The following is a 10,717-nucleotide window of genomic DNA, read 5'->3' as shown; positions in this document are numbered from 1 at the left end:
GGCGGCGTTGACGGCGTTGCCGGAAGTCATGCACCATCCATCGAACGAGATCGTAGCGCCGCCGTGGTCCGACTGGCAGCGCGGCGGTGAAGCACGCGCGCATGACATGCTGCAGTCGTTTCTTTCACTACGCGGGCAAGATTATCGCCGCGCGATGTCGAGCCCCAACGAGGCGTCGGCGTCATGCAGTCGCATCTCGACTGCGCTGGCGTTCGGTACGCTCTCGGTGCGGCACGCCTATCAAGCGGCGCGGCAGCGTGCCCGCACACTGCGTGACGAACCGAACGCGCGGCGCGACGCCGATAGCGCGCAGTGGTCACAAAGCCTCGTGAGCTTTGCCTCGCGGCTGCATTGGCATTGCCATTTCATCCAGAAGCTCGAAGATGAACCCCGTCTCGAGACTGCGCATTATGCGCCGATCTTCGATGGGCTACGACCGTCGGAGCCGGACATGGAGCGACTACACGCGTGGCGCGAGGGACAGACCGGCTACCCGCTGGTGGACGCCTGCATGCGCTCGCTGCGCGTGACTGGCTGGCTGACGTTTCGCATGCGCGCAATGGTCATGAGCTTCGCGAGCTATCATCTTTGGCTCGACTGGCGACACACCGGTCCCGTGCTCGCACGCTGGTTTACCGACTACGAGCCGGGCATCCACTGGACGCAATGTCAGATGCAGTCGGGGACCACGGGCATCAATACGATTCGCATCTACAATCCCTACAAGCAAGCCGAGGATCACGACGCGACCGGCGCCTTCGTGCGAAAGTGGGTACCTGAGCTGTGTGCGTTGTCCAATGCTGATCTCATCCGCCCGGAGCGCACCCCGATGATGGTGCAACAGATGACCGGTTGCGTGATCGGGCGCGACTATCCCGCGCCGATCGTGCTGCACGAAACGGCCTCTGCGTTCGCGCGGGACCGTATGCACACCGTCAAGTTGGCTGCGCAGCGATCCGGGAGTGCCCTGCGGGTGTACGATCGACACGGGTCCCGGAAGACACCGCTCAACGCACGCACGCGGTAAATTTCAGCATGTCCTTTTTCACGCTACGACGACGCATCGTCCAGGCGATGGCCCTCACGGGCCTGCTCACTTCCCCGTATCGGCTCGCCGCACAGGGCACGGCACCGGGCACCGGCACCCTCGCGGTCACCGTGTCGGCCCAGCAGGCCGGCGTGTCACTGCCGTACGCGGTGGTGGCCCTGCCCGACCGCAGCATCGAGCGGTTTACCGACGCCAGCGGACGTGCCACGATCGTGGCGTTGCCCGCCGGGAGCTATGACATCGCCGTACGTCGTATCGGTTTCGCGCCGTATCGCGGACGCGTGGTGATCGAGTCTGGACTCGTGACGTCGGCACCCATCACGTTGGCGCAGATTCCTGTGCAGCTCACCGGCATGCTTGTGCGTCCGCGCGAAGCCTGCACGAAACCCGGCATGCCCGATCGGACACTCGATCCGGCCGTGTACGATGTGGTAGAGCTCCTGCGCGAGAACGCTGATCAGTTCCGCCTGCTCACGTCGCAGTATCCGTTTCGCTACGCCACGCAGCGCGTGCTGGCCACGTTCGCCGACAGCGCAGTCTTCGTGCAATCGGTCGATACGCTCGTGGCCGAGAGCAAGGCGTTGGGCGGGTATCGTCCCGGTCGCGTGGTGCGTGAACGGCGGGCGCCCGGTGGCCGCACCGAAACCACGATGTCGATTCCCGTGCTGTCGGATATCGCGGCACCTTCGTTCATCGCCAATCATTGCTTTCACTTCGGTGGCGTGGTCACCGAAGGCAGCGAAACCTGGGTGCGCCTCGAAGTGCGCGCGGCCGACAAGCTGCGCGCCCCCGATGTACACGGCACGTTCTTTCTCGACAGTGCCACGGCGCAATTGCGACGAATGGAACTCGAGATGAGTCGACCGGATCGTTTGCCGCGTCGGCTGCAGGGGATTCGCACGGTGGCGGTGGCCACCACGTTCCGCGAAATTACCCCTGGGCTGTCGTTGGTCGATCGCGTCTGCGCCATTAACTGGCAGAAGCCGGTTCAAGGGCGTGGGCCAAGCCACCCCGTGGAACTGCAACAACTCATTGCCTATCGCTTCGAGACGCCACCACCCGACGCACCGGTGGCGAGTGCGTACGACTCGCCGGCTTGGCGCGCCCGCACGCGACTGAGCCGCGACGTGCTCTGGTGCACGGAGCATTTGGCAGGCTCGGGGTAACCAGAAAGACACATTTACGAGCATACGGAGTTTTGATTATCGTCCACGGATGCCCAGCCGTCCACTGATTCGACCACGTATTCGACCAAGACGACCGATGCCGAGCACCATGTTGACCGTTTCCCGCTCGCGCCCGTTCGCGCGACTCTTGCCGCTCGCCCTGCCGTTGGTGTTCACGCTCGCCGCCTGCACACGCACCGGTGGCCGCGTAGCGAAAACGCCCGAACCGGCCATGCAGCCCGTGCTGCAGGCGCCGATTCAGGTGGCGCCACCGCCGTCGGCTCCGGCGGCGTCGGATACGGCGCGTTCCGATTGGCAGCGGCTCGACTACGACACCGATCGCGTGATGGGGGTGGGCTCCGAGCGCGCGATTCGCGAGTTGCTCGCCTCACGGCAGCCGCAGCGTCGCGTGATCGTCGCCGTCGTGGATGGCGGCGTCGACACCGCGCACACGCGTCTCACCGGATCGCTATGGAAGAACCCGCGGGAGATCGCCGGCAACGGCAAGGACGACGACGGCAACGGCGTGATCGACGATGTGTTCGGATGGAACGCCCTCACCACGACCGATGGCACGCCGGTTCGTTACGACACGTTCGAGCTCACGCGCCTTTACGCGGCGTGCCGCAACCAGCCCGCCGGTGCGCTCACGGAGAAGCCGAAAGCCGCCGAGTGCGACGCCCTCGGGTCGGCGTACCGCGCCAAAGCGAAGGAAGTGAAGTCGACGCTATTGCAGGTGGAGAATATCGACGGCATCCTGCGCAGCGTAAACGGAATGCTCGGCACCGCACTCAAGGGCGCGCCGGTCACGCGGGCAGCGGTCACGGCCTTGCGTCCGACATCGGCCGACGTGGAAGAAGCAAAAGGTATGTGGCTACGCCTCGATGCCGACGGCCTCGATGCCGCCGAGATCGCTGGTGCACGCGAAGCGTACGACTCGCAGGCCCGCTACGGCCTCGACACACTGTTCAATCCGCGCTCAGCGCAGCGCGTGGTCGGCACGCGCGACGTGACGGGGCCGGATGCCACGCACGGCACGCACGTGGCGGGCATCATCGGCGCGTTACGCGGCGATGGTGCCGCCATGCAAGGGATCGCACCAAATGTCGAAATCATGGCCGTGCGTGCCGTACCCGATGGCGACGAGCGCGACCCTGATGTGGCACGCGCGATCCGCTATGCCGTCGACAACGGCGCACAGATCGTGAACATGAGTTTCGGCAAGGGCTACTCACCGGCCAAGGCATCAGTCGACTCGGCCGTGCGCTACGCTGAGTCGAAGGGCGTTCTGCTGGTACACGCGGCAGGCAATGACGGCGAGAACAACGACGAAACGCCGTCGTATCCCACGCCCGCGCTCAACGGAGGAGCGCGCGCCGCCAACTGGATCGAAGTCGGCGCGTCGAGCTGGAAGCCGTTGGCGTCGTTACCAGCCGAGTTTTCGAACTATGGTCGCGAGCAGGTGGACCTGTTTGCGCCTGGCGTCGACATTTTGTCCACCGTACCGGGCGGAGGCCTCAAGCGCGAGAGCGGCACCAGTATGGCGGCGCCGGTCGTGTCGGGCGTGGCGGCGTTGCTCATGGCATACTTCCCTGAGCTGACGGCCATGCAGGTGCGCGAGATCGTGTTGGAATCGGTGCGCAAATTGCCCGATCTCGACGTGCGGCGACCCGGTGACGGATCTCGGGTGAAGTTCGCGACACTGTCACGCACCGGCGGGGTGATCGATGCGTACGCCGCCGTGCAACTGGCCTTGCGGCGTGTGGCGCCGCGCCCCTGATACTGCGTGCCACATCATTCGATTGCCTTCGACAAGCCACCTTTACCTGGAGAGTTCCGCGTATGTGCATCGATTCTCACCATCGGCAGTCGCCGTCGTACAGACTGGTCTCCAGCGCACTGATTTGCGGCGCAATGGCCGTGACGTCGCTGTGTCACGCGGAGGTGGCCAGCGCGCAATCCAGCACTGGTTCCAGCGTCGCCGCGGCGACGGCAGCGCGCGATTCAGCCGAGGCGTTCGCCACCTTTCGGGAGAACATCGTGGCGATTCACACTCGTAACAAAGCGCGCTATCTGGCCACGTACGTGCACACGCCACAGCTTGTGCGCCATTCGCCCAGTGCGCTCGAGACGGGCTACGACGGGTGGTCGGCCATCACGCAGAATTCCTGGCCGGACACGCTGATCGTAAAGGAGATGCGCGTAGTTCCGTTGGCGCCGGGCGTGGTGTACGGCTACTACCGCTACGTCGGCGTACCGACGCCGGGCGACACACTCACCGGTGTATCGACCCGGGTGTTCGTGCGCACACCCCAAGGCATGCGCATCACCGTCACCTCGTCATGGAACGACGCAGCGCCGGCGTCGAAGCGCTGAAAGAATCAGCAGCTCTTGCACTTGTGGTTGTTCTTCCCGCCCATCTTTTCGAGCAGTTCGATGGTGTCGAGGAACGGCGGAACCCGTTGCACCGCACCGTTCGCCATATCGACCGTGGTCTGCCCGGTGCGGGCCACCGCCATGACATCGGCGCCCTTGCTCACGAGATACTTGATCATCTCGTTGTCGCCGCGCGCGGCGGCGTGATGCAGCGGCGTATAGCCCTTGAAGTCGCGGGCGTTCACGTCGGCCTTCAGTTCCTCCACCAGAAACTTGACTGTCGGTATCCATCCATCGGGCGCGTGCCTGTGCGCGTTGGCCGCGAAGCCTTCGCCGTAGCCCGCACCGCTCGCGGCGTGGATCGCGTACACGCCTGGACCGTTGTCCGGCACCGGCGGCAGCCCTGACGGGTCTTTACCGGCGGCCACGTCGGCGTCGAGTTCTTCAGAGCCGGGCAACCGACCGGCCGGCTTGATCGTGGTAATGCTCGGATCGGCGCCGTGCTTCAGCAACAGCTTCATCGCGTCGAGGTCCGTGCCGTACGCCGCGCGCCAGAACGGCGTCGCGCCCTCAGTACTGACACTGAGTTGATCGAAGTTGTACGACATGTACCACAGGTGCTTCGAGAGACGCACGTTCACGTCGGCGCCCGCTTTGACGAGCGCTTCCATCAATTCGAGATACGAGACGTTCGACTGATACTGCGCGACCGGCTGCGGATACGCGGCCTTGGGAGCCCACACCACGTTGATCACCGCGTACAACGGCGTTGCGTTGGCCACACTGGCGAGCTTCGGGTCGGCGCCGCGATCGAGCAGCGTTTTCGCCAGATCGAAGCGGCCGTTGATCGCCGCCATCAGCAGCGGCGTCGTGCTGTCACCGGCACTGGCATGATTGATCTTCGCGCCCGCCATCAGCAGCGCATTCACAGCCGCCACCTGACCATCACGTACGGCCAGAAGCAGCGCCGTGTTACCACCCTTGCTGCCCACCAGATCACCGTACGACGGTCCACGCACGCGGCGGTCTCCCGCCGTAGGTGTGATGCGTGTATCGGAGTTACCCGTAGGCGCCGCGGCTTCGGCAGGCGCAGCGGGTGCCGCAGCAGTCAGCGCCGACACGGGAGTCGCTGGAACCGCCGGCGTTGCCACTACCCTCGGCGCCAGCAACGCCTCCGCCGACTTCATCGCCGCCATGCGCCGAGAGCGCGTGGTGAGATACGCGCGGTCTTTCTTCTCCTGCTCGGGAATGCTCTGCGTACGCGTTTCCGCTTCGAGGTCCGCGCCGCGCTTGACCAAGGCGCTGATTGCCGACGCGCGATTCGCCGCGGCCGCCCACATCAGCGGTGTCTGCGAAAACGCGGTTTCGCGCACATTCACCGGTGCGCCCTTGTCGATCAACGCCTCGACCGTGGCCGCGTCGCCGCTCGAGGCCGCGAAGTGTAGCGCCGACGCCCCGCCGGAGGACGTCGTGGCATTCACGTTCGCCCCGGCTGCCAGCAGCGACTTCACCGTCTCGGCGCGTCCGTTCTGCGCCGCCAGATGCAGCGGCGTGTAGTTGCCGTTGCGCGTAACCGGATCCAAACGCGCGCCTGCCGACACGAGCATACGCGTCGCTGGGAGATTGCCGCGCGACGCGGCCAGGTGCAACGCCGTCATGCCGTCACCCTGCACTTCGTTCACGTCGACGCCCTGCTTCAGCAGCACGCGTAGTCCCGCACTGTCGCCGCGCATCACCGCATCGGCCAGCGGAGTATCCGACGCCGGATTGCCGGCCGACAACATCAACGCCGCGCCAACCGCGAGGCCGACGGTGGCCAGTCGCTTCCCTGCCCGATGGATGAGATGCGTCGACGAGTGCTCAGGCATGGGAGTTCAGGTTGAGGGCACCCGTGCTGTCGCCGAAGGTGGTCATGTCGTTCATGCCGAGCGTGTGCATCATACTGAGCATCGCATTCGCCATCGGCGTGCCGTCCGGCGCCTTGATGTGCAGGTTACCCGCGAGCCGATTCTCGGCCTTGCCGAGGAGCAGGAGCGGGCAGCGACGATGGTTGTGCAGGTTCGGATCACCCATCGGCGAGCCGTAGAGGATCATCGTCTTGTCGAGCATGTTGCTCTCGCCTTCCTGAATGCTCTTGAGCTTATCCAGCAAGTACGGCAGCATCGACACGTGATACTTGTTGAGCAGCTGGAAGTCACGCACACCCTTCTCGCCGCCGCCATGGTGCGACGCCGGATGAAAGCCCTTGTCGGTGCCGCTCTCCGGATACGTACGGCTGGTGCCGTCGCGGCTCATCTTGAACGAGAACACGCGAGTGACATCGGCGGCGAACGCGAGCGCCTGTATGTCGAACATCAGTTCGACGTGTTCCTTGAACGAATCGGGCACGCCGGCCGGCGCGGCGGCCAGCTGCCGCTCTTCGCCGCTCGTGTTGCGTGCTTCGACCATCTGAATGCGACGCTCGACCTCGCGAATGTCCGTGAGATAGCGGTCCATGCGGTGACGGTCGTCGGCATCGAGTCCGCGTGACAGTGACGTCATCTGTCCCGACACGAAATCGAGAATGCTGCGGCGCGAACGACGACGATCGGCGCGGTCGGCGCTGTTGCCACCCACACCGAACAGCTTCTCGAACGCCACGCGTGGGTCGCGGATCACCGGCAGCGGTTCGGTGGGCGACTTCCAGCTGATGGAGTCGGTGTACACGCAGGCGTAACCGTATGAGCATCCACCGGCCTGATCGACGTTCTCGATGCACAGCTGCATGGAGGGAATCGGCGTGTCCTGACCGAAGCGCTGCGCATACAACTGATCGAGGGACGTGGCGATCCTGACGTCGGAGCCTTCCGTTTGCTTCGGGTGCGTCTGGGTCAGGAACGTGGCGCTCGAGCGGAAGTGATCGCCACCGATCTCGGGCGGCGAGGCCGGCTCGGCTTCGCGCACGTCGGTGTTACTGATGATCGTCATGTACTCGCGGTACTTGTCCAGGGAGGACAACGCCGACGGCGACAGATCGAAGTCACGACCGGCCGTGGCGGGCGACCAGAAGTTGAGCTTCGAGCCGATGTCGTTCGAGCCGGCGGCACCATGCACCATCTCGATCGCGATCAGCCGCGGCGCCGCATTGGCGGAGCCCATGATGCTCCGCCCACGCGGGACCATCGCGCCGAGATACGGTAGCGCGATGGTAGCGCTGAGCGACTGCACGAACTGTCGGCGAGGCATCGCCTTTCCCGTCAGGAACTGCATAACTCTTGCTCCTATGATTTAGTCAGGAAATTCAGCGGCTGTTGCCGACTGATGCCCCGCTCGCGGGGAGTGCTGCCTGAGCGACCGGTACCATGCGCATCCGGAACGCATCGCTCTTCACCACACCCAGCACGATGTCTTGAATTCGGTAGTTCTTCGCGCGCACCGCCGCTTCGATCTTGCGGATGGCAGGACCATCGGAGTACTCCACCCGTCGACCCACGGCGTAGGCCATCAAGTTGGTGACGAACGTGCGGACCAGCGGCACGGGACGCTTGAGCAGCACCTGCTGCAGTTCGCGCGGTCCGGTGATCTTCGTGCCGTCGTAGTAATCACCGCGGGTATCGAGCGGCATGTTGTGCTCCTTGATACGCCACTGTCCGATCACGTCGAAGTTATCGAGCGCCAGTCCGATCGGATCGATGAACTGATGGCACGAGCGGCACGAGGCGTTGTTGCGGTGCATTTCCATGCGCTCACGCGTGGTCAGCATACGTCCATCCACATGCGCATCGGTCGCGTCGAGATCGGCCACATTCGGCGGCGGCGGCGGCGGCGGCGAGCCCATGAGCACTTCCATCACCCACTTACCACGCAACACCGGAGAAGTGCGATTGCCTTGCGACGTGAGCAGCAGCACGCTGCCATGTCCCAGAATACCGACGCGATTCTTGTCGGTGGAGGTCACACGACGGAAATCGCTGCCCACCACATCGGTCATGCCGTAGTGCCGCGCCAGATCCTCGTTCACGTACGTGTAGTCGGCCGTGTACAGATCAAGCAAGCTGCGGTTCTCGCGCACAAGACTTGCCACGAACAGCTCCGTTTCCTTCTGCAAGTTCTTCGCGAGCTGCAGATTGAACGCGGGATACAACAGCGGGTCGGGATGCACCTTCTCGATGTCCTGCAACCGCAGCCACTGCGCGGCGAACCGCGTGGACAACGCTTCGGCGCGCGGATCGGCCAGCATGCGCTTCGCCTGGGCGATCAGCACGGTGGTGTCGCTGAGCATGCCGCGCTGCGCCACACCCGTGAGCGTCGAGTCGGGTAGCGTACCCCACAGAAAGAACGACAGGCGCGACGCCAGATCGGTGGAGCTGACGGCCACTTTAGAACCCGGCTTGGCCGTCACAGCGACTTCATCGGCCCGAAACACGAAGTACGGGCTGGCCAGAATTGCCTCCACGGCCCCACGCACGCCGCTCTCGAATCCGCCGGACGTCGCCTCTTCGTCGTAGAAACTCATGATCGCCTTGCGGTCACTGATCGTGAGCGGACGACGGTACGCCAGCGAGCCGATGCGGTTCACAATGCGTTCGGCGCAGGGGCGTTGCTCGACGGCGCTCAACGGACGGCAGGTGAATACCCGGCGACGGCTCGGCGTGTCCGACACACCCGTGGGATTGAACGGGCCGGTCACACTCAGGAGCTTCATGTGACCCTGAATCGTGATCCCATCCTGAATGCCGATCTGCGTATCGGGGAGACTGTTCCCGATCGGCGTCATCAGATCTTCCACCGGCCCTTCGAACGTGCGTACATAGGCCGCCGCGATCACGCGCGGGCCGGCCTTCACCGTGACCGGCTTCGTCTTGAGATCCAATCCGTTCGGCTCGCTCTCGTGGATGCCGCGGTCGATGTCCAGCAGCGCCACGCGTTCGCCGTCGACCGAGATTTCGATCTTCTCGTCGAAGGGCGCATTCGAACCGACCAGCTGCCCGATCGGCGTGGAATGCAGCGAGACGGCGAACACGTACGCACCATCCGCCGGGAAGTAGTGCGTGGCCGCCGTGCCGCCGCGCGTGCCGATCGGCGTGTCGACGTCATGCCCGTTCTGGTTCTCGAGACGCGACACTTTGTACGTGGACGTTGACATACTGGCCTTGGCGTCGCCCACCGCCAGGCGGCTGATGGCGCTGGCCGCGTCCAGGTACGACTCGAGTACGGTCGCCGAGGGGATCTGCACATCGGCGATGTTGTCGAAGTTCGCGCTCTTGGTATCGAGCGGCAGCCAGGATTCGGCGTTCACGCTCACCGTGAGCAAGTCCTTTACGGCGCGCTCATACTCGGCCCGGTTCAGACGCTGAAAAGACCGACGACCGACATCGGGCTTGCGCACGGCGATCGCATCCATCTGCCGCTCGAGCGTCTCGACGAGCACCTCGAGCGTGTCACCAGCCGGCCGCGGGCGACCCGGCGGTGGCATCATCCCCGTGCGCAGTTTGCCGATCATCTTTTCGGCAATGATGGGCGAGGTGGCGCCGACGGTGGCGAGATCGAACGACTGCAGCGAGAAGTTGCCCATCTTGCGCTGGTCGCTGTGGCAGCCCGCGCAGGTCTTCTTGACCACGTCGGTCAGCACGACAGGTGCGAGCGAGCGCGTAGAGCGCGCGTGTGTGCCTACGCTGGGTCGCAGATGATCGAGCGACGCGCGATAGCTCGACAACGGCGCCGGCGCCGCAGGCTTGACAGAGCTCGCCGCCGAAGATAGGCCGGCAAAGAGCGCGGACGGCGAAGCGGCCAAGGCATCACGCAAATCAGCACGATCGGAACTCCGATCAGCACTGCTCGCGCCGATCACGAGAATCAGCGAGCCGGCACCAAGCGCAACAACAGATTTCATCCCAAAGCCTCAGGACGGGGCGGGAACACCAGTGCCGGGTGGGAAACACCGGGGCGCGACAGAGACGCTGCTCTGAAAAGTGTGCCCCGCTCAGCTATCCAGCAAGGGCGCTATCACCTGCACCACACGGCGTCAGCGCCCCGACTCCGAGCCGGCCACTCGCTTCAAGGTGCGGAACATCATCTCAGTGCCCTCACGTAACGACTCGACACTGACCCGCTCATCGTTCCCGTGCATGCGACGCAGTTCGTCGGT

The 10,717-nt window shown here is 64.5% G+C and carries 7 protein-coding genes; 4 read left to right on the top strand and 3 right to left on the bottom strand.

Annotated elements, in window-relative coordinates; genetic code table 11:
- The 4 genes from ACESNG_RS05950 to ACESNG_RS05935 all read left to right on the top strand — a co-directional run.
- A partial coding sequence (locus ACESNG_RS05950) for an FAD-binding domain-containing protein (RefSeq protein WP_373068197.1) occupies positions 1 to 1,027 on the top strand: 1,027 nt, incomplete at its 5' end.
- An 8-nt stretch (positions 1,028 to 1,035) separates the two neighbouring features.
- Positions 1,036 to 2,214 carry a carboxypeptidase-like regulatory domain-containing protein gene (locus tag ACESNG_RS05945; protein ID WP_373061626.1) on the top strand — a complete coding sequence of 393 codons (1,179 nt, stop codon included), beginning with the start codon at positions 1,036 to 1,038 and terminating at the stop codon, positions 2,212 to 2,214.
- Between the two features lie 109 nt (positions 2,215 to 2,323).
- Positions 2,324 to 3,994 carry a S8 family serine peptidase gene (locus tag ACESNG_RS05940; protein ID WP_373061627.1) on the top strand — a complete coding sequence of 557 codons (1,671 nt, stop codon included), beginning with the start codon at positions 2,324 to 2,326 and terminating at the stop codon, positions 3,992 to 3,994.
- Between the two features lie 62 nt (positions 3,995 to 4,056).
- A complete protein-coding gene (locus tag ACESNG_RS05935) occupies positions 4,057 to 4,590 on the top strand; it encodes a hypothetical protein (RefSeq protein WP_373061629.1) in 534 nt (177 codons plus the stop codon).
- A 5-nt stretch (positions 4,591 to 4,595) separates the two neighbouring features.
- Here ACESNG_RS05935 and ACESNG_RS05930 read toward each other — a convergent pair whose 3' ends face one another.
- The 3 genes from ACESNG_RS05930 to ACESNG_RS05920 are packed head-to-tail and all read right to left on the bottom strand — an operon-like array spanning position 4,596 to position 10,462.
- Positions 4,596 to 6,458 carry an ankyrin repeat domain-containing protein gene (locus tag ACESNG_RS05930; RefSeq protein ID WP_373061631.1) on the bottom strand — a complete coding sequence of 621 codons (1,863 nt, stop codon included), beginning with the start codon at positions 6,456 to 6,458 and terminating at the stop codon, positions 4,596 to 4,598.
- A complete protein-coding gene (locus ACESNG_RS05925) occupies positions 6,451 to 7,815 on the bottom strand; it encodes a DUF1552 domain-containing protein (RefSeq protein WP_373061633.1) in 1,365 nt (454 codons plus the stop codon). The genes ACESNG_RS05930 and ACESNG_RS05925 overlap by 8 nt, the downstream gene beginning before the upstream one ends.
- Before the next feature lie 55 nt (positions 7,816 to 7,870).
- Positions 7,871 to 10,462, bottom strand: coding sequence for a DUF1592 domain-containing protein (locus ACESNG_RS05920; protein WP_373061635.1), 2,592 nt, complete (start codon positions 10,460 to 10,462; stop codon positions 7,871 to 7,873).
- Between the last annotated feature and the right edge of the window lie 255 nt (positions 10,463 to 10,717).

This window comes from Gemmatimonas sp. (genome assembly GCF_041689975.1).
Classification (GTDB): Bacteria; Gemmatimonadota; Gemmatimonadetes; order Gemmatimonadales; family Gemmatimonadaceae; genus Gemmatimonas.
The sequence above is the reverse complement of the archived record's forward strand: the minus strand, read 5'-3'. Positions and strand labels throughout refer to the sequence as shown.

Excerpts from the sequence above, each read along its gene's own strand:
- ACESNG_RS05920 (WP_373061635.1), bottom strand. The coding sequence starts at position 10,462 with ATGAAATCTGTTGTTGCGCTTGGTGCCGGCTCGCTGATTCTCGTGATC.
- ACESNG_RS05925 (WP_373061633.1), bottom strand. The coding sequence starts at position 7,815 with ATGCCTCGCCGACAGTTCGTGCAGTCGCTCAGCGCTACCATCGCGCTA.
- ACESNG_RS05930 (WP_373061631.1), bottom strand. The coding sequence starts at position 6,458 with ATGCCTGAGCACTCGTCGACGCATCTCATCCATCGGGCAGGGAAGCGA.
- ACESNG_RS05945 (WP_373061626.1), top strand. The coding sequence starts at position 1,036 with ATGTCCTTTTTCACGCTACGACGACGCATCGTCCAGGCGATGGCCCTC.
- ACESNG_RS05935 (WP_373061629.1), top strand. The coding sequence starts at position 4,057 with ATGTGCATCGATTCTCACCATCGGCAGTCGCCGTCGTACAGACTGGTC.
- ACESNG_RS05940 (WP_373061627.1), top strand. The coding sequence starts at position 2,324 with ATGTTGACCGTTTCCCGCTCGCGCCCGTTCGCGCGACTCTTGCCGCTC.